The sequence below is a fragment of the Bradyrhizobium vignae genome, from assembly GCF_900324035.1.
In the GTDB taxonomy this organism is placed as follows: Bacteria; Pseudomonadota; Alphaproteobacteria; order Rhizobiales; family Xanthobacteraceae; genus Bradyrhizobium; species Bradyrhizobium vignae.
Genome location: NZ_LS398110.1, coordinates 3,324,197 through 3,342,780 on the forward strand (window position 1 = coordinate 3,324,197; position 18,584 = coordinate 3,342,780).

Annotated in this window: 20 protein-coding genes; 12 read left to right on the forward strand and 8 right to left on the reverse strand. The window is 64.5% G+C overall.

What is annotated here, in order from left to right:
• Positions 1–116: 116 nt before the first annotated feature.
• Complete coding sequence (locus BRAD3257_RS16000) at positions 117–1,484, forward strand: APC family permease (RefSeq protein ID WP_122402624.1); 1,368 nt, start codon at positions 117–119, stop codon at positions 1,482–1,484.
• 2 nt (positions 1,485–1,486) lie between these two features.
• The gene (locus BRAD3257_RS16005) at positions 1,487–2,701 is read left to right on the forward strand and encodes a hypothetical protein (protein WP_122402625.1); all 1,215 of its coding nucleotides are present in this window, start codon (positions 1,487–1,489) and stop codon (positions 2,699–2,701) included.
• 21 nt (positions 2,702–2,722) lie between these two features.
• Here BRAD3257_RS16005 and BRAD3257_RS16010 read toward each other — a convergent pair whose 3' ends face one another.
• Complete coding sequence (locus tag BRAD3257_RS16010) at positions 2,723–3,280, reverse strand: helix-turn-helix domain-containing protein (RefSeq protein WP_122402626.1); 558 nt, start codon at positions 3,278–3,280, stop codon at positions 2,723–2,725.
• Positions 3,281–3,636: 356 nt separating this feature from the next.
• Here BRAD3257_RS16010 and BRAD3257_RS16015 point away from each other — a divergent pair, with 356 nt between their 5' ends.
• From BRAD3257_RS16015 to BRAD3257_RS16025, 3 genes are read left to right on the forward strand one after another with little or no spacing between them, the layout of a single operon-like run.
• Complete coding sequence (locus tag BRAD3257_RS16015) at positions 3,637–4,950, forward strand: MFS transporter (protein WP_122402627.1); 1,314 nt, start codon at positions 3,637–3,639, stop codon at positions 4,948–4,950.
• Positions 4,951–5,000: 50 nt separating this feature from the next.
• The gene (locus BRAD3257_RS16020) at positions 5,001–5,522 is read left to right on the forward strand and encodes an MOSC domain-containing protein (protein ID WP_122402628.1); all 522 of its coding nucleotides are present in this window, start codon (positions 5,001–5,003) and stop codon (positions 5,520–5,522) included.
• Positions 5,519–6,475: a PDR/VanB family oxidoreductase gene (locus tag BRAD3257_RS16025; protein WP_122402629.1), complete on the forward strand. Its 957-nt coding sequence runs from the start codon at positions 5,519–5,521 to the stop codon at positions 6,473–6,475. The genes BRAD3257_RS16020 and BRAD3257_RS16025 overlap by 4 nt, the downstream gene beginning before the upstream one ends.
• A gap of 1 nt (position 6,476) precedes the next feature.
• Here the strand turns inward: BRAD3257_RS16025 and BRAD3257_RS16030 are convergent, their stop codons facing one another.
• The gene (locus BRAD3257_RS16030) at positions 6,477–6,683 is read right to left on the reverse strand and encodes a hypothetical protein (RefSeq protein ID WP_122402630.1); all 207 of its coding nucleotides are present in this window, start codon (positions 6,681–6,683) and stop codon (positions 6,477–6,479) included.
• Between the two features lie 91 nt (positions 6,684–6,774).
• On the reverse strand, positions 6,775–7,113 hold the full coding sequence (gene yidD / locus BRAD3257_RS16035) for a membrane protein insertion efficiency factor YidD (RefSeq protein ID WP_122402631.1): 339 nt from the start codon (positions 7,111–7,113) through the stop codon (positions 6,775–6,777).
• Positions 7,114–7,361: 248 nt separating this feature from the next.
• Between yidD and BRAD3257_RS16040 the strand changes: the two genes are divergently transcribed.
• Positions 7,362–8,261: a COG3904 family protein gene (locus tag BRAD3257_RS16040; RefSeq protein WP_162500225.1), complete on the forward strand. Its 900-nt coding sequence runs from the start codon at positions 7,362–7,364 to the stop codon at positions 8,259–8,261.
• A 120-nt stretch (positions 8,262–8,381) separates the two neighbouring features.
• Here the strand turns inward: BRAD3257_RS16040 and BRAD3257_RS16045 are convergent, their stop codons facing one another.
• Positions 8,382–8,849: an iron-sulfur cluster assembly scaffold protein gene (locus tag BRAD3257_RS16045; protein WP_122402632.1), complete on the reverse strand. Its 468-nt coding sequence runs from the start codon at positions 8,847–8,849 to the stop codon at positions 8,382–8,384.
• Positions 8,850–9,082: 233 nt separating this feature from the next.
• Here BRAD3257_RS16045 and folE point away from each other — a divergent pair, with 233 nt between their 5' ends.
• The 4 genes from folE to BRAD3257_RS16065 all read left to right on the forward strand — a co-directional run bounded on the left by folE (position 9,083) and on the right by BRAD3257_RS16065 (position 12,916).
• Positions 9,083–9,775: a GTP cyclohydrolase I FolE gene (gene folE, locus BRAD3257_RS16050; RefSeq protein WP_122402633.1), complete on the forward strand. Its 693-nt coding sequence runs from the start codon at positions 9,083–9,085 to the stop codon at positions 9,773–9,775.
• A gap of 83 nt (positions 9,776–9,858) precedes the next feature.
• Complete coding sequence (gene hisI / locus BRAD3257_RS16055) at positions 9,859–10,281, forward strand: phosphoribosyl-AMP cyclohydrolase (RefSeq protein WP_122402634.1); 423 nt, start codon at positions 9,859–9,861, stop codon at positions 10,279–10,281.
• 150 nt (positions 10,282–10,431) lie between these two features.
• Positions 10,432–11,451: a lytic transglycosylase domain-containing protein gene (locus tag BRAD3257_RS16060; RefSeq protein WP_162500226.1), complete on the forward strand. Its 1,020-nt coding sequence runs from the start codon at positions 10,432–10,434 to the stop codon at positions 11,449–11,451.
• 289 nt (positions 11,452–11,740) lie between these two features.
• A complete protein-coding gene (locus BRAD3257_RS16065; RefSeq protein WP_122402636.1) occupies positions 11,741–12,916 on the forward strand; it encodes a DUF2336 domain-containing protein in 1,176 nt (391 codons plus the stop codon).
• Positions 12,917–13,026: 110 nt separating this feature from the next.
• On the opposite strand, the gene BRAD3257_RS16070 is transcribed toward BRAD3257_RS16065, so the two are convergent.
• Positions 13,027–13,605, reverse strand: a complete 579-nt coding sequence (locus tag BRAD3257_RS16070) for an Hpt domain-containing protein (RefSeq protein ID WP_122402637.1) — start codon at positions 13,603–13,605, stop codon at positions 13,027–13,029.
• Between the two features lie 29 nt (positions 13,606–13,634).
• On the reverse strand, positions 13,635–14,180 hold the full coding sequence (locus tag BRAD3257_RS16075; RefSeq protein ID WP_011088265.1) for a response regulator: 546 nt from the start codon (positions 14,178–14,180) through the stop codon (positions 13,635–13,637).
• Between BRAD3257_RS16075 and BRAD3257_RS16080 the strand changes: the two genes are divergently transcribed.
• Positions 14,158–14,436: a hypothetical protein gene (locus BRAD3257_RS16080; RefSeq protein WP_244607966.1), complete on the forward strand. Its 279-nt coding sequence runs from the start codon at positions 14,158–14,160 to the stop codon at positions 14,434–14,436. The two genes, BRAD3257_RS16075 and BRAD3257_RS16080, sit on opposite strands and share 23 nt — an antisense overlap.
• A gap of 71 nt (positions 14,437–14,507) precedes the next feature.
• Here the strand turns inward: BRAD3257_RS16080 and BRAD3257_RS16085 are convergent, their stop codons facing one another.
• Positions 14,508–15,287 carry an NAD kinase gene (locus BRAD3257_RS16085; protein ID WP_122402638.1) on the reverse strand — a complete coding sequence of 260 codons (780 nt, stop codon included), beginning with the start codon at positions 15,285–15,287 and terminating at the stop codon, positions 14,508–14,510.
• A gap of 256 nt (positions 15,288–15,543) precedes the next feature.
• Between BRAD3257_RS16085 and BRAD3257_RS16090 the strand changes: the two genes are divergently transcribed.
• Positions 15,544–17,115: a S10 family peptidase gene (locus BRAD3257_RS16090; RefSeq protein ID WP_122402639.1), complete on the forward strand. Its 1,572-nt coding sequence runs from the start codon at positions 15,544–15,546 to the stop codon at positions 17,113–17,115.
• On the opposite strand, the gene BRAD3257_RS16095 is transcribed toward BRAD3257_RS16090, so the two are convergent.
• Entirely contained in the window at positions 17,105–18,490 is a 1,386-nt protein-coding gene (locus BRAD3257_RS16095) for a serine hydrolase domain-containing protein (RefSeq protein WP_122402640.1), read from the reverse strand. The genes BRAD3257_RS16090 and BRAD3257_RS16095 overlap by 11 nt on opposite strands.
• Positions 18,491–18,584: the final 94 nt, after the last annotated feature.

The following is an 18,584-nucleotide window of genomic DNA, read 5'->3' on the forward strand; positions in this document are numbered from 1 at the left end:
TGTTTTGGTACCTGCTAACGTTTGCCTCATTTAACCCTTGTTAACCCTGCTTGAATTGACTGGGCCAAACTGCACGATGGGCCCACGAGGCGAGATGCCTGAGATGAAGGACCCCGATGACGGCCTCAGATGCGGGAACCGCAGCCTGGACTAGCCGGCTGACCGGGAGCGGGGCCGGGGTCTCCGTTCCGGTCGCAACCGCCATCGTTGTGGCCGACATGATCGGGGTCGGCGTCTTCACCAGCCTCGGTTTCCAGGTCAAGGACATCCCGTCCGGCTTCTCGATTTTGCTGCTCTGGACAGTCGGCGGCATCGTCGCGCTGTGCGGAGCGTTCGCCTATAGCGAGCTGGGCGCGATGTTTCCGCGCTCGAGCGGCGAGTACAACCTCCTCGGCCGCACCTATCATCCGGCTTTCGGCTTTCTCGCCGGCTGGGTGTCGGCGACGGTCGGCTTTGCAGCGCCCGTCGCGCTCGCCGCGATGGCGTTCGGCGAATATGCCAAATCGGTCGTGCCCGATCTGCCGCCGATCCCGCTCGCCATCGGCGTGGTGTGGCTGGTCTCGATCGTGCAGCTGACCGGCGTCAGGCACTCCTCGACCTTCCAGCTGATCTCGACCATCCTCAAGGTCGTGCTGATCGTCGCCTTCCTGGTCGCCGGCTTCGTCATCGGCGTGCCGCAGCCGATCGCCTTCACGCCGCAGCCGGGCGACCTCGCCCACATCGTCAGCGCGCCTTTCGCAATCGGCCTCGTCTTCGTGATGTATTCGTTCTCGGGCTGGAATGCCGCGACCTACATCATCGGCGAGATGAGCACGCCGCAGCAGAGCCTGCCGCGCGCGCTGCTCGCGGGCACGCTGATCGTGCTCGTGTTGTATGTCGCACTGAATGCGGTGTTTCTCTATTCCACGCCGGTCAGTGCGCTTGCCGGCCAGCTCGACGTCGCCAGTGTCGCCGGCAGCGCGATCTTCGGCAGCCTCGGCGGCCGGATCGTCGGAGCCATGATCTGCGTCGGCCTGATCTCCTCGATCAGCGCCATGATGTGGATCGGCCCGCGCGTGATGATGACGATGGGGGAGGACATTCCCGCCTTGCGCGTCTTCTCGAAGCGATCGGTCAGCGGCGCGCCGGCCTATGCCATCCTGTTCCAGCTCGCGGTCGCGACGCTGCTGCTGTTCACGCGCAGCTTCGAGGCGGTGCTCGACTTCATCCAGTTCGCGCTGTTGTTCTGCTCGTTCTTCACGGTCGCCGGCGTCATCAAGCTGCGCATCACCGATCCCGATCTGCCGCGGCCCTATCGCGCCTGGGGATACCCGTTCACGCCGCTCGTTTTCCTGCTCGTGACCGCGTTCATGATGTACTACCTCTTGACCGAGCGGCCGGTGCAGTCGCTGTCGGGGATGCTCGTCATGCTCTCCGGCCTGTTGATTTATGCTGTCTTCCGCAGGCGGCCGGTCGCCGCTGTCGCTTCACCACATCCCGAATAGACATGGTCCGACCCCTGAGAATTGCGGCCGTTGCTTTCGCCCTCCTGGCTGCGGCCGTGTCGTGTACGCATGCCGCAGAGGTCACTTTCGACGACACCGCGCGCTTCCTTGCAGGCATGCAGCCTTCGGCGGAGTCGCCGCTGGTGCCGCTCACGAAGGATCCAGGCTGGCAGCGTCACGCAAAATTCTTCGACGGGGCCTTCGCTCAGCTCGAGCAGAGGCAGCTCTCGAAGATCCGCAGTTGGGCCGACGTCAATCTCGCCGCGCCGCGGCCGACCATGTTCTACATGTTCAGCGGGCCGGATTTCCTCTACGCCAATGCCTTCTATTCAAAGGCCAGCACCTACGTGCTCGGAGCGCTCGAGCCGGTCGGTGCGGTGCCCGATCTGACGCGGCTGCCGCGCGGTTCGGTCGGCGCCGCGCTCTACAATGTCGAACGCTCGCTCGGCTCGATCCTGAGCTTCTCTTTCTTCATCACCAAGCAGATGAAGGTCGACCTGCACGCCGACCAGGTCAACGGCACCTTGCCGATCCTCTATGTCTTCCTCGCCCGCTCCGGCAAGACCATCCGCAATGTCGAGATGATCGCGCTCGACAACAAGGGCGGGATGCATGCGGGAGGTGACAATCCGGGGCCGAACGCGACCCGCGGCGTCCGCATCAGCTTTGCGGGCAGTGATGGCGAAACGCGCACGCTGTATTATTTCTCGACCGATCTTTCCAATTCCGGTGCGCGCGCGACCGGATTCCTGAAATTTTGCGAGACGCTCGGCCCCGGCAACAGTTTGCTCAAGAGCGCGTCCTATCTGCTGCATTCCGACAATTTCACCGTCGTGCGAGACTGGTTGCTCGCCAACAGTGCCACCATCATCCAGGATGATTCCGGCATTCCGCTCGCGAACTACAATGCGCGGCAATGGCGGTTCTTCCCGTTCGGCCGCTATCTCGGCCCCATCGACGAATTCCCCGGCCGCTACCAGGAGCGCTACGCCGAGTTGTTCACGCGCGCCCAGCCGATCGATTTTGGCGTGGGCTATCGCTGGCGGATGCACGAAACGAATTTGCTGCTGGCGGTGAAGGTGCCGGGCACCGAGAGCGCGCCGGCGGCGGAGACCACTTCGGCCGCCGAGCCGGCGCCAAGGCCGTCGCGCCCGAAGCGGCTGCGGCCGCCGGAGTCGATCCCGCCGTCACAGGGACTTTTTTTCTGGTTCCGTTAGGCTCTTTGCAGAGGTCGGGCCTCACGAGATCTGGGCTACGACGACCAGCACTTCGGCTTTCTGCCGGCCGAGGCTTCTGACCTCATGCGGCGTCTCGCCTGAAAAATACAGGCAATCTCCCTTGCCGAGGACGAGCTCTTCGCCGTCGAGCTTGATCGCGATCTTGCCGTTGATGACGAACAGCAGCTCCTCGCCCGCATGCGAGGCGCGCGTCGCCGCCTTGTGCGGTGGGCTCAGTAGAAATGGCTCCATCATCTTGCGGGTGCGACCGGTCGCCAGCGGGACCACGCCAAACGTGTCCTGGAACAGCGGCACATTGCCGTCCTGGCGGCGGAACAGCGTGTAGCGCGGCGCCGGCTCGGCGTTCGGGTCGAAGAAGTTCGCGACATTGACCTCGAGGGCGGCGGCCATCCGAAGCAGAGCGGCAAGCGAGGGGATCTTGAGATTGCGCTCGACCAGCGAAATGTAGCCTCGCGTGAGATCGCTCTTTTTCGCAAGCTGGTCCAGCGTCAGGCCCTTGGCGATCCGCGCCGCGCGGATGTTGGCCCCGACCGCCGTGGCTTTGCTGATGTCAAGCACGCATGAATCTCCAGAACAGTTCAGGCCTTTTTGCAACAGATGGCGCCGGACTGCCAGCCCGGCGGCCGGCAAGGCGCCCCGCCGGTCGGCGGCATGTGTATTCCAAAGGAAAACGTATGGGCGGAAATTTCAGGCAGAGGCGCAGATAATATGAGCAGATGAACTGGCATATCGCGGAAACTAGCCGAATATAAGTGCAATTCGTCGACTTTGCCGCGATCGTCGGCATTTGCCGCGTTTCGTTGCGTTGATTTCTATTAGTAAACATGATCGATCTTTACCGTCGTGACCGCCGATGGGCGCCACGGACCGAGCCAACTGCTTTTCCCAGGCGCCGGTACCTTTTGGAGAGATCGATGACCGTAGCAGACGACGTAACTGTGAACGTAGCGCCGGACGAGGCGGCGAGCTTGCGGCGGATCGTGTGGTCGAGCGTGATCGGCACCGCGGTCGAATGGTACGACTTCCTCATTTACGGCACGGCGACCGCCTTGGTGTTCAACAAGGTGTTCTTCGCCGCCGGTAACGCCACGCTCGCCACCATCGCGGCCTTCGGCACTTATGCCGTCGGATTTCTGGCGCGGCCGCTTGGGGCTGCGATCTTTGGCCATTACGGCGACAGGGTTGGCCGCAAGGCGATGCTCGCGATCACGATCATGGTGATGGGCCTCGGCACCTTCTTGATTGGCTTGCTTCCGACCTATCAGCAGATCGGTATTGCAGCGCCGGTGCTGCTGATCGGATTGCGCTTTCTCCAGGGTATCGGCCTCGGCGGCGAATGGGGCGGCGCCGTGCTGATGGTGGTGGAGAATTGCCCGACGCACCGCCGCGGCCTGCTCGGCAGCATGGTGCAGGTCGGCAATCCCATCGGCAATCTGGCCGCGATCGGCATGTTCGCGCTGGTGGCGAGCCTGCCAGAAAGCGACTTCATGGCCTATGGCTGGCGCATCCCCTTCCTGATCTCGATCCTGCTAGTCGGCGTCGGTCTTTATATCCGCCTCAACATGGAAGAGACAGCGGCCTTCCGTCAGGTCCAGGCCAAAAAGGAAGTCGCAAGCCTGCCACTGCTCGAGATCTTCAGGCATCACCGGCGGCCATTCTTCACCGCGGTCGGTCTGAAGATCTCTGAAATCGCCTATGCCAGCATTGGCGGCGTGTTCGTGATGTCCTACGCCACCGCCAATCTCGGCTTGCCGCGCGCGGTGGTGCTGAACGGGGCGTTCGCCGCGTCGCTGGTCGCGCTGCTTGCCATCCCGCTGTTCGGCTGGCTGTCCGACCTCGTCGGCCGCAAGACTATGTTCTATGCGAGCTGCCTGTTCTCGGCGCTGTTTGCCTTCCCTCTGTTCTGGCTGCTCGACACCCGCGATCCGACCATCGTTGTGTGCACCATCGTGGTCGCGATCACCTTCGGTCAGATGGTCATGTTCGGCATCGGCGCGCCCTGGTACTCCGAGCTGTTCACCGCGCGTCTGCGTTACAGCGGCGCTTCTCTGGGGTTCCAGGTCGGTGCGGCGCTGAGCGGCGGATTGACGCCGTTGATTGCAGCCTCTCTGATGGCCTGGAGTGGTGGAGCTACCTGGCCGGTCTCGCTGCTGCTGATCGCCTGCGCCGCCATCACCGCGATCGCGACCACGTTCGCGCCGGAGATGGCGAACAAGGAACTGACCTGATCCCCGCGGCGCCGCTGCCGGCGGCGCCACACCTTCTCAAAGGATTTGTCATGCTCGATACAATGAGCGCCGGTCCGGCGCAGGGTGCAGCACAGCTCGGTTGGACCGGCATGGTGCGCTTCCTCCATCTTGCCCCGCGCGCGTTCCTGCCGATGCGTGCAGCCGAGACCCTCACCCTCGTCGCCGGCAAGGGGATCGAGGGCGACCGCTACATGATCGGCAAAGAAGAGGGTTTTTACTCGCACAAGCCGGAAGAAGGCCGGCAGGTCACGCTGTTCGAACTCGAGACGCTGGTCGCGCTGAAGCGCGACGCGGGGATCGAGCTCGGCCCAGAGGAGCATCGGCGTAACGTCACGGTGGAGGGTGTGCCCCTCAATCATCTCGTCGGCCGCCGGTTCTGGCTGGGCGAGACCCTGCTGGAAGCGACGCGCCTGTCGGTGCCGTGCCGGCATATCGAGGAGATCACTGGCAAGGCGATCTTCGACCCCTTGATCAATCGCTCCGGCCTCAACTGCAAGATCCTGCGAGGCGGCATCGTCAGGGTCGGCGACATCGTGCGGAATGCGGCATGAGCGCGCGCCCGATCACGACAGTCAAGACGGTCGTTACCGGCATCGAGGAGGTTGGGGCAGGCGTCAAGCTGTTCACGCTGGCCGATCCTGATCGATGGGAATTGCCGCCGTTCAAGCCCGGTGCGCATATCGATCTGCATCTGCCGAACGGGCTGGTCCGCACCTATTCGCTGTGCAACGAGCCCGCGGAAAACACGCGCTATGCCATAGCGGTCAAGCGCGAAGCGGATGGACGCGGCGGTTCGCGGGCGCTGCATGACGAAATCGGCATCGGCGACGTCATCGGCGTGTCGTTGCCGCGCGGCGGCATCGAGCCGCAAGCTCACATCGCGCGTTATGTGTTCCTGGCCGGCGGCATCGGCGTGACGCCGTTCTTGTCCATGGCGAGGCATCTCGAACGGACACAGCAAGCCGAGTTCACGCTGCATCTGATCCTGCGTGAGGAGGTTCCGCTCGCCGCGCAACTCGGCTCGCTGGTCGAACAGGGGCGCGTCATCGTGCATCGGACATCCCGGACTGGGCGTCCCGATCTCGCCGCGCTCGTCGGAGAGGGCGGGTCTGAGACCGTGGTCGCCTGCTGCGGCCCGGAAAGCATGATCGAGAGTTTCGAGCGGATGACCGCAGCGTGGCCCGCGGCGAGTGTCCACATCGAGCGGTTCACCGCACCGTCACCCGTCATCGATCCCGACGCCAAACCGTTCACCCTGTCACTGGCGCGCTCGGGCGCCGAGATTCACGTGCGGGCCGGCCAGACCATCCTCGCCGCATTGCAGGAGGGCGGCATCGACGTCGCGGCGTCTTGCTGCGGCGGCATCTGTGGCGCCTGCAAGGTTGGATGGATCGAGGGCCAGCCGGTGCACCGCGACCGCATCCTTTCGCCCTATGAGCGCGAGCGCTATCTCATGGTTTGCGTGGCGGGCTCGGACGCCGAGCGGCTGGTGCTGGACCTCTGAGCTACCAATGCACGCTCTGGCTCGGCACGATGAACGTCGTCGCGCTTGGCTGTGTCGCAAGGCTCCTCGCCAGATACCAGCCTGAGCCGAGGACGAGCGCGAGCAGGGCGATGATGGCGAGCAGGTCGATGGTTCTGGGATCGTGTCCCCTGTGACTGAAATTCGGACCAGGCTTGAAGTGAAAATGAGGGCTGATTTTCCAGCGCATTGTTGTTTCCTCCCGTGGGAGCATCAAAACAACGCGAGCAGAAAGTTCCGGTTCCGGTCAGGGCAGCGATGCACAAAGCACCGCGCAAACGTCAGGATGCATTGACCCCGCGCCAGCGGCCGTACCGCCACGGCAGATACCAGCGTGCGCCGTGCGGCGCGGTGAGGGGCACGTTGTCGATGCCGGATGTGCCGAACGGATTGCAGCGGAGCAGGCGCGCGAGCGTCATCCAGCCGCCGGCCCAGAGCCCGAACCGTTCGATCGCCTCATCGCCATAGACCGAGCAGGTCGGCAAATGCCGGCAGTTGTAACCGACCAGGGGCGACAGCGTGTGGCGATACAGCCAGATCAGCGCGCGGCCGAATCTGCGCGGCAGCCGGAGCACGCCTTCGATGGAACCGGAACAATGCTCGCAGGCTGAATGCTTCATGTGCGTTTTGCTGCGACGTTGATCGAGGTGTTGCACGGTTCCGGCGCAGGGAACCGTAAGCTGTTGTTTGCGCGCCATATTTTGCGTGCTTTTTGGGAGCAGTGCAGCAAGTATCTGTGGACGATCTGTATTCCCACGGATACCATTTTCGTGACGCCCATGTGTAGAAACATACGCCTGTATGATAGACTCAGAGGGCGCTACCGTGGATTGTTTAGGGACCTTTGGGGCTTGGGGAAGGAACCAGATTGAGACTTCTGAACTCCCTTGATCTTCGCGGCTGGTTGCTGGTGGGAACCGCCGTCTGCGGAATCGCGTTGGCTGGCGCCGTCGCGACATTCGGATCGTCGGCTCGAGCTGGCGCTGCCCTCGAGGAGCGCAAGCTGCCGATGAAGTTCAGCTGGGTCGCCTGCGAGCCCAACTGCCGCGGCTGGATCAGTGCAGTCGGCATCATCACTGCCGATACGCCAAAAGCATTCGAAGAGTTTTCGCGTGGACGCCAGCTCGGCGGCGCGACCGTGGTGCTCGACTCCAGCGGCGGTTCCGTCAATGACGCGATCACGCTCGGCCGCCGCTTCCGCAATCTCGGGCTCTTGACCACGGTCGGCGTAAGCCTCCGCGGCGGGCAGTCGGCTCGCCCGACGGTCGCGCCGGAAGCCTATTGCGAATCCATGTGCGTGTTCCTGCTGCTGGCCGGCCAGAAGCGTTACGTGCCGGAAGCCGCCCATGTTCGCGTCCATCAGATCTGGATGGGCGACCGGGCCGACGATGCCAAGGCGGCGAGCTACAGCGCGCAGGACCTGATGATCGTGGAACGCGACATCGGCCGCCTCGCCAAATACACCTTCGACATGGGCGGCGCCGGCGATTTGCTGTCGCTTGCGCTCAGCGTTCCGCCTTGGGAAGACCTGCACGAGCTCGATGCCGGCGAGCTCAAGCTCACAAATCTGGTCACGACCGATCTCGTGGCGGATGTGCTTCCGCATGTGGACATCTCAGCGCCGGCAATGGCGGAGCTTGCACCGAAGACGCAGGCCAGGTTCGGCGCGGAACCGCAGCAGGCGCAGCCTGCCAAGTCGACCAAGACGGCGGAAGCCCTGGTGCCGACCGGCAGCGCGGCAGCGCCGGCTACGGCGGCGCAGAAGTAAGCTCTTAAGTTCTGGCAGTCATTCCGGGGCGCGCGTAGCGCGAACCCGGAAATCTCGCGCTGCAATCTCGGGATTCCGGGTTCGATGCTGCGCATCGCCCCGGAATGACGGAGAGGGGTTTCAGCCCTGCGCTGCGGCCGGCTGCTTGGGCTTGGCCTCGATCTTCGCCTCGATCTGACCGATGGCATCAACCACGGCATCGAAGGTGAGAAGCGTCGAGGCATGGCGCGCCTTGTAGTCGCGGACCGGCTCGAGGAACTTGATCTCTTCCCATTTGCCTTCAGGAGGCGCGCCATTCTCCTTCAGCATCTTACGAACGGTTTCGCGTAACTCACGGAGCTCGCTCGCAGTCGAGCCGACCACGTGACTTGCCATGATGGATGAAGAGGCCTGGCCCAAGGCGCACGCCTTCACGTCATGGGCGAAGTCGGTGACGGTGTCCCCGCTCATCTTGAGATCGACCTTCACGGTCGAGCCGCACAGCTTCGAGTGGGCGGTTGCGGAGGCGTCCGGGTCCGACAACCGTCCGAGGCGCGGAATATTCCCGGCCAGTTCGATGATCCGCTTGTTGTAGATGTCGTTCAGCATGTGATGGAGTCCAGCACTTCCGCACCCGATCGGCCTTGGCGGGCGGCGTCCACGGTCCTATATAGGGGCGGAACCGGCGGAAAAATAGTCCAGCGGGGGGCAGACCCACGCGGCCGACGTTAGTGGTGAGGATATTTTCCACCGGCTTCAATTGTTCTCTTCAGGCGTCCGGCGGCTTGGCCGCCCCGTCTGCCGGTGACACTCCGGCCGTAAGGCCGTCGAACGGAGTCGAAATGGACGCTGCAATCAAATCCATCCGCCCCAACAAGCCCTCCGACCGGCAGCCCGAGAGCCGCCCGGCCGAGCTTGACCCTGCCGAATTCCTCGAAGCCGCCGTCCGCGCCGACCAGCCGCGCCCCGCGCGCGCCGAGGCGGAAGCGGCGGTGAAGACACTGCTCGCCTATATCGGCGAGAACCCCCAGCGCGAAGGCCTGCTCGACACGCCGCGCCGCGTCGTCGAGGCTTTCGACGAACTCTATCAGGGCTATCACCAGTGCCCGGCGGAGGTGCTCGACCGCACCTTTGGCGAGACCGCTGGCTATGACGATTTCGTGCTGGTGCGCGACATCGAGTTCACCTCGCAGTGCGAGCATCACATGATGCCGTTCTACGGCAAGGCGCACATCGCCTACACGCCGGTGGAACGCGTGGTCGGCCTGTCCAAGCTTGCCCGCCTGACCGACATCTTCGCCCGCAGGCTCCAGACCCAGGAGCACCTGACCGCGCAGATCGCCGCGGCCATCGACGAGATCCTCAAGCCCCGCGGCGTTGCGGTGCTGATCGAGGCCGAGCATACCTGCATGTCGGTGCGTGGCGTCGCCAAGCATGGCGCCTCCACCTTCACCAGCCGCTTCACTGGCATGTTCCGCGACAATCCGGCGGAACAGGCCCGTTTCCTGTCCCTGGTGCGAGGCACGACGCGCTGACCTCGCGAGGCTTTATTTTTTGAGCATGATCTTTCCGGAATACCGCTTCACACTTTTCCGGATCATGCTCGCGCGAGGGTCCCGTGTCCGTTCACTCCCATGAGATCGAGGAAGGTCTTGCCTTCCTGCCCAGGTTCGACGCCAGCGGCCTCGTGACCTGCGTCGCGACCGACGTCGCCACCGGCGACGTGCTGATGGTCGCGCACATGAACGAGGAGGCGCTGCGCAAGACGATTGCGACCGGCGAGGCCTGGTACTTCAGCCGCTCGCGCAATGCCTTGTGGCGAAAAGGTGAGACCTCAGGTCAGACCCAGCGCGTCATCGAGATGCGCACCGATTGCGATCAGGATGCGGTCTGGATCCGCGTCGAGCAGATCGGCGCGGCCTGCCACACCGGGCGGCGGTCGTGCTTCTACCGCAAGGTCGAGGCCGAGGGCGGGGGAGCGAAGCTGGTCTTCACGGACGCCGAGCGGCTGTTCGATCCGGACGCGGTCTATAAGAAGTGACGTCCGTCATTCCGGGTTCGCACCGTCTCGTGCGCCCCGGAATGACCATTCGCGTCCAATTAACCCCGCATTAACCATACCTGTCCCACGGTGAGACGACGGGCGCCGAATTGCCGGTGCCGCAACGCCGCACGGGGCGGGCACTTCATCATGTCGATCGACAATTCCAGTGCCACGCAGGCGGCCGGACTCGATCCGTCGCGGGCGCGCGTCGCCGGCGCGATCAAGCAGGCCTCGAATATCTCCGGCGTCAGCTTCCAGTACATGCTGACCACCGCCAAGATGGAATCGGATTTCGACCCGACGGCAGGCGCCACCACCTCGTCCGCGCACGGGCTCTATCAGTTCATCGACCAGACCTGGCTCGGCACCGTGAAGGAGGCGGGCGCCCAGCTCGGCTATGGCAGCTTCGCCGACGCCATCACCAAGACATCGTCGGGCACCTATACCGTCAGCGACCCCGTCATGAAGCGGTCGATCATGAAGCTGCGCGATGACCCGGAGGCCGCATCCACCATGGCGGCAGCGCTGACGCAGTCGAATAGTTTCAAGCTCACCGGTCTGCTTGGCCGCAGGCCAAGCGACAGCGAGCTCTACATGGCGCATTTCATGGGCGTCGGCGGGGCCGCAAAACTGATCGCCAATGCCGAGGACAATCCGCAAGCGGTCGGCGCGCGGCTGTTTCCCAACGCGGCTGCCGCCAACCGCTCGATCTTCTACGCCAGGGACGGCCGCGCCCGCAGTGTCTCCGAGGTCTACTCGGTGCTCGACGCACGTTACGCCAGTGCAGCGAATTCGAAAGTCACGCGCAGCGCGATGGCGATGTATGGCGGCACGCCGTCGACAACTGAGGTCGCGAGCGCGAACGGCGTGCAGCCGACTGCACCGGTGATCGACAACGCCGTCTATCTTCAGACCTTCCCGAACACACGCGCCGTGACGCCCGTCAGTGCGACTTCGCCAAGCTCCGTCGCGGACAACGTCCCGAGCACGCCGGTGTTTCGTTCGATCTATCAGCCCGGCGACGCCACGCAGCCGGTCTCGGCGACGGTGCAGAAATTGTGGGGCAACAATGCCTCTCTTACGTCAGTCGCATCAGTGACGCCGGATGTGCGGCCGCCGCAGCCGCTCGATCTCTTCAGCGATCGCAGCGGTACGTTCTCGAGCTAGTGTCCGCGCTCGTGTCCCGGACGCGCTGCAGCGTGAAACGCTGCTGGCAGACCCGGGACCCGCGCAACAAGCTCCGCTCTCTGAACTCTGGGCATCCGGCTCAGCAGCGCATTACTTGCATGCTGCGCAGCGTCCCAGGGGCACGGCTCGCGGGCGCCTTTGTTCCCTTAACAAATCATCAATAAAACCAGCCAGTTATGGTGAACGCTTTGTTAAGCGTCGTGGTTTATTTTGTGTTGCAAGTGACGAGCCGTCACCATTTTCGTTTGTTGTGTAAGCCGGAAGCAGCATGATTGTTCGGCAGTTCATTCATTGGATCAGGACGGCGCCCGCCGGCGAGCGGGCCGAGGCAACGCGGGCGTTGGCGCGGGCCTGGCTGATCTCGGACCTTTCTGCAGACGACCGCATCGCCGCCGAAGGCGCGCTTCTGATGCTGCTCGATGATCCCTCGCCGCTGGTGCGGCAGGCGATGGCCCAGGCCTTTGCCCGCAGCCTTGATGCGCCCGCCGCAATCGTGCGGGCCTTGTCGGCAGATCAGCCGAGCGTCGCGCTGCCCGTGCTCGAACATTCGCCGCTGCTGATCGACGCCGATCTCGTCGATATCGTCGCGACCGGCAACGAGGAGGTGCAATGTGCGGTGGCCCGCCGCATCGCATTGCCGGTATCGGTCTGCGCCGCGATCGCCGAAGTCGGCTGCGCGGCTGCCGCACTGGAGCTGATCGAAAATCCCCACGCGGAGCTAGCTCCGTTCTCCTGGCACCGCATCGTCGAGCGTCACGGCCATCTCGCAGCAATCCGCGAGGCGATGCTGGTGCTGGAGGATCTTCCGGCCGCAACGCGTGCCGCGCTGGTGGCAAAGCTCTCGGAGACGCTGGCGCAATTCGTCGTGGCGCGGAACTGGCTGAGCGCCGACCGCGCGGACCGCATCACGATCGAGGCACGCGACCGCTCCACCATGAACATCGCGGCGCGCTCGCGCGGCGAGGACATGCAAGACCTGGTCCGGCATTTGCGCATCACTGGCCAGCTGACCGCGGGGCTGATCCTGCGCGCACTGCTGTCGAGCAATCTCGATTTGTTCGATGCGGCTCTCGCCGAGCTTGCCGACTTGCCGCTGGCACGCGTCACCGCGCTGCTGCACGACCGGGGCGGCAACAGCCTGCACGCGCTGCTGCGCCGCGCCGGCCTTCCCGAGGCGACGTTTGCGGCATTCCAGATCGCGCTCGATGCCTGCCACGAGCAGGGCTTCGTCGATAGCGACGACGGCGCGGTGCGGCTGCGCCGGCGCATGGTCGAGCGCGTGCTCACCCATTGCGAGACCGATCGGGGCGCCACCGAGCCGCTGATGGTCCTGCTGCGCCGCTTCGCCACCGAATCCGCGCGCGAAGAGGCACGGCTGTTCTGCGACGAGCTGGTCGCGAATGATTCGATCGATCCGGTATACGACGATCTGATTGCAGCGTAGCCGGATCCGCAAACTCCGTCATTGCGAGCGCAGCGAAGCAATCCAGAATCCCGCCGCGGGGACAGTCCGGATTGCTTCGCTGCGCTCGCAATGACGAGAGGAGAGAGGCTTCAATCCACCGGCGCGATGGTCGGGGCCAGGATCACCTCGAGATGCTCGGGGCGGTCGCGGTTGACCTGGGTGAGATAGTCGTCGGCGACCTTGCGCAGGCGGCGGCTGAGCTCGGCGGAGACGCTGATCCTGTCGAGCCTGGTGTTCTCGTGCACGATGGCGAGAATGGCGTTGATGTGGTGCGTGAACAGCTCGGCCGGCACCTTTTCCAGATCAGGCGCGTGCTCGATGACGCGGCACAGGCTCTCGGCGATTCCCGCTGCCGAAGGAAAGCCGAAAGTCGCCGCATCGCCCTTGATGTCGTGTGCGGCGTGAAACAGCTCGTAGCGCAGTTCCTTGGTGAAGCCATGCTTCTGCACGGCAGTCCAGGCGGCCGACAGTCTCTCGACCTCGATCGCCATCCAGTCCTTGAACTCACCGGCCAGGCTTGCGAGCGCCTGCTCGGCGCGGCCGACCGGATCGTCCATGTCCTTTGCTTCGACGCGGCGCAGGACCTTGCGCAGCGGGTTGGGCTGCGTGATGATTTGATGCGTGGCGAAGGCCTTGACCTCGATGTCCTTTGCGCTGTTCTTCGCCATGATACCTGCCTCGCCTGAAGGACGTTGCGCTAGATGGTGGAGCGGGCCTTGTCGAGCAGTGAGGGCTGCTGCAGCACCTCGTGCTTTTCGCCGACGCGGCGCTCGGGACCCATATAGGCGGAGTTGGTGTTGCGGCGCCGGTCCGGACCGAAATAGGTCTTGGTCTTGATGAAGGGGCGGGGATTGGCGACCACGTTGAGGATGCGTTGATAGAGTCCCTTGGCCGAGATCGGCTTGGCCAGGAATTCGGTGACACCGGCATCGCGCGCGACCGTGACGCGGCGCTTCTCGGAATGGCCCGTCAGCATGATGATCGGCGCGTAAGGGTTGCCCTTGGATTCCGGCTGCCGGATCATCTGCGCGAGCTCGAGCCCGTCGAAGATCGGCATTGCCCAATCGGTGATGACGATGTCGGGCACGTAATGGCTGTACATTTCGAGCGCGGTGGCGCCGTCCTCGGCTTCATAGACCTCGCGCGCGCCGAAGGAATGCAGCAGCGTCCGCAGGATGCGGCGCATGTGCGGATTGTCGTCGCAGACGAGGAAGCGCAGCTTGTTGAAATCGATGCGGAACATGACGCCTGGGCCAAAGCGGTCAACTTTCGTTAACCATATCGCGCTGGCGGTTAACGAAGGGTTGCCAGAGGATGCCACGCGTTTCGAGGCGTTGCGCGCCTCGATGGTCGAGCAGGGGAAGCAAGGCAAGCACGGGGCGATGGGGGGCGGTGTCGCAGCCAAGCAATTCTGTCGCACCAATGCGGCGCCGCAGGCCACGCTGCCCGTCACGATCTACCTGATGACGTCGGAGACGAAGAGCTTCACCCCGTCGTAATTTCGGCCTGCTCAGTGATCCCGCCATGGCGAGCGGCCTTCAGCCTTGCGAGCAATGATGCGCTGTCGGGCTCAATAGCCGAACTGCTCGCGCAGGATGCGCTCTTCCAGGCTGTGGCCGGGGTCGAACAGCATCCGCATCGCGATCGTCCTGTCGGACAGCACCTCGACGCGGCGGACGTCGCGCACCTCGTCGTGGTCGGCGACGGCTGCCACCGGCCGCTTGTCGCCCTCCAGCACCTCGATCACGACATAGGCCGTGTTGGGCAGCAGCGCACCGCGCCAGCGGCGCGGGCGGAAGGCGCTGATGGGTGTCAGCGCCAGCAACGCGGCGTTGATCGGCAGGATCGGTCCCTGAGCGGAGAGATTGTAGGCGGTCGAGCCGGCCGGCGTCGCCACCATGATGCCATCCGCAATCAGCTCGGACATGCGCTCGCGCTCGTCGATCAGGATACGCAGCCGCGCCGCCTGGTAGGTCTGTCGGAACAGGGCGACCTCGTTGATGGCGTGGTGCAGATGGACGTGGTCATTGACATCGGTCGCGCGCATCAGCAGCGGATTGATCTCGGATTCATGGGCCGCCTCGAGCCGCGCGCGCAGATCGTGCGTCGAATACTCGTTCATCAGGAAGCCGACGGTGCCGCGGTGCATGCCGTAGATCGGCTTCCCCGTGTGCATGTGCTGGTGCAGCGTCTGGAGCATCAAGCCATCGCCGCCGAGTGCGACGACGACGTCGGCCTCCTTGGGGTCGCAATTGCCATAGTCCCTGGTGAGCTGGCCGAAGGCGACCTGCGCCTCGTTACTCGGGCTGGCGACGAAGGCGATCCGGTCGTATCGCGAGGGCTTGGTCATGGCTTCTCGGCAGGGCCACCTTGCTGGAGAAAAGTTCCGCCGGGCTCGTCTATACGACCTAAGCATCCATTGTCGAGGATGACCGCCCGCCAAACCTAACAGGGACTGTGCAACCGGATTTAAGCACAGAACCGGGCGATTTGAACCTGGCCGGCTTCTTCAGGCCCCTCCAGACCAATGATCCCCCAAACCGTCGCAATTCCGCGCTAAGCTTTCCGTTCTCACCGGCTGTCAGGGCCGGGCAGGGAGAACGATCATGGTCACGAACTTGCCGGTGCTCCGTCACGCGAGTCTGGTGCTGGCGGTCGCGGCTTTCGCGCTCGCGGACTTTGCGCACGCGGATGATCCGCCGCAGCCGCGCTCCGATATGGCATCGCCGGCCGGACAACAGAAGGGCGGGCGCGGTGGCGGCACGCAGAGCGCATCGCAGACATCGTCATCGACCGCCGAGCTACACCGTCTGCCGCCGGATTCGACCACGAAGCAGACGCTCGATCTGCCCGGCCGGACCCTCAATTTCGCCGCGACCGCCGGTTCGATCCGCGTGTTCGATGGCAAGGGCGAGCCGCTGGCCGACATCGCCGTCACCTCCTATGAGCTCGACGGTGCCGACCGCGCGACGCGCCCGGTGACGTTCCTGTTCAATGGCGGGCCCGGCGCGTCCTCGGCGTGGCTCCAGTTCGGCACGGCCGGTCCGTGGCGGGTGCCGCTCGATGGCGAGGCCCTGTCGCCCTCGGCCTCGCCCGAAGTGAAACCGAACGCGGAAACCTGGCTCGACTTCACCGATCTCGTCTTCATCGATCCCGTCAGCACCGGCTACAGCCGCTTCGTCGCGAGCGGCGAGGACGCGCGCAAATCCTTCTACTCCGTCGACGGCGACGTCAATTCGATCGCGCTCGTGATCCGGCGCTGGCTCGAAAAGCACGACCGGCTGACCTCGCCGAAATACGTCGCGGGCGAGAGCTATGGCGGCATTCGCGGGCCGAAGGTCGTGCGCCAGCTGCAGCTTCAGCACGGTATCGGCGTCAGGGGACTGATCATGGTGTCGCCGCTCTTCGATTTCCGCGAGTTCACCGGCACGAGCCTCCTGCAATATGTCGCGACGCTGCCGAGCTATGTCGCAGTGGCGCGCGAAGCCAAGGGACCGGTCAAGCGCGCCGACCTCGTCGACGTCGAGGCTTATGCGCGCGGCGAATTCCTGACCGATCTCGTCAAGGGCGAGGCGGATAAGGAGGCAACCAATCGTCTCGCCGACAGGGTCGCCGAGCTCACCGGGATCGACCAGGCGGTCAGCCGCAGGCTCGCCGGGCGCTTCGACGTCGGTGAATTTCGCCGCGAGCTCGACCGCAAGAACGGCAAGGTGACGGGGCGCTACGACGGCTCGGTCCGCGGCTTCGATCCCTATCCGGATTCCGGCAGCTCGCGCTTCGGCGATCCCTCGGGCGACGCGCTCCAGGCGCCGCTGACGAGTGCGGCCGTCGACGTCCTGACGCGCAAGCTCAACTGGCGGCCGGACGGCTCCTATGAAGTCCTGAACGGCACCGTGGAAGGCCACTGGGATTTCGGCCGCGGCATCAACCCGCCGCAATCGGTCTCCGAGCTGCGCCAGATCCTCGCCACCGATGCGAAGCTGAACGTGCTGGTCGCGCACGGCCTGTTCGACCTCGCCACGCCCTATTTCGGAACGAAGCGAGTGCTCGATCAGCTGCCGGCCTTCGTGACGCAGCGCGTGAAGTTCGTCGTCTATCCCGGCGGCCACATGTTCTATTCGCGCGACGGATCGCGGCAGGCGTTCCGTAGCGAGGTCGAGACGCTGATCAGGGAGTAGGCCTTCGCTTGCGCGGCGGATACCGGCGCGCGATCTCGCGTGCCACGGCGTTTTCCGGCTTCACATTCGCGCCGGCGATCCAGATGTCGCTGATCTTGCCGCGCTTGTCACGGACCCGGCGCACCGGCTCGCCATGGCTGGAATAGCCGGCAGCCCAGGCGAGCTTGCCCGTGTCGCGGCCGGTGACTTCGATCTCGGCGGCATCCATGAACGGATTGTTGAACTGCGGATTGGCGACGAGCACGCGGTTGCCCGCGGGCACGAGATCGGTCGCGCCCCAGATCGTCCACCATCGGCCGGTCCAGTCGCGCACGCGCCGGTCGGGCGCGCCGCGGGTCTGGAAGACACGCAGGATCTGCATCGCGCCATCCATCCAGAACGGGGCCGCGCCGTCGATGGAGTTGCTGAGGATGCTGATCGAAAGCTCGCAGGCGGGAATGGCGCAGGTCCGGGAGATGTAGCCCTGGAAACCGCCGCCATGGCCGAACCAGTCCCAGCCGTCGGTTTTGCCGGCATTGACGCCCAAGCCATAGTAGGCCTCGAAGCTCTGCGGGATGCGCCAATGGTGTCGCGTCATCTCGCGGCGGCTCGCGACCGACAGCACGCTCTTCCTCGCATTGGGTGCCAGCTGCGCGAAGAAGCGGGCGGTGTCGGAGGCGGTGGCGACGAAGCCTGCGGCGGATGCCATCGCATGTGCGGGATTGTCGCCGGGGATCACGCCGCGCTCGCCCAGCGGCACTTTGCGCGTATGACCGCACGCGAACGGCGTGCCCTTGGCAAGCGGCGTATTCGGCTCGGTTTCGCGTAAGCCCGCGGGTTCGATGATCTCGCGCTTGATCCAGACCGGGTAGGGCTCCTTGGTCACGGCCTCGATCACGAGGCCGATCAGCCCAAAGCCGTGATTGGAATATTTGAAGCGGGTGCCGGGCTCGATTGCGGTGGCCTGCTTCAATTCCGCGAGCAGCTCGTTGGCATCGAGATAGGGTCGGCTGTCGATGAACTGGCCGGAATCGGCGCCGTCGCGCGTCAGCCCCGCGCTGTGCGAGAGCACTTGCGCGATCGTCGTCTCGGCGACGCGCGGATGCAGGCCGCCGACATATTGGCCGACCATGTCGTCGAGCCGGATCTTGCGCTGCTCGCGCAGCTTCATGATGCCGGCCGAGGTGAAGCTCTTGGAATGGGAGGCGATGCGGAAGCGGTGGCGCGGCGTGAGCTTCTCGCCGGTGTCGAGATTGGCGAGGCCGAATGCATGCTCGGCGACGACCTCGCCGCGATGGGCGAAGGCCACGATGACGCCCGGCTGCTGGATTGTCGTCAGTTGGAATTCGATCCAGGAGCCGATGTAGTCGATCGCGGATCGCAGCCACGTGTCCATTGCGAAACCAATTTGCGAGGGAGGATTGGGTGCGCGAGGCTAGCCGAAAATGCAGAACGGGCACAACCCTGAGGTTGTGCCCGTCCGCTTCGTC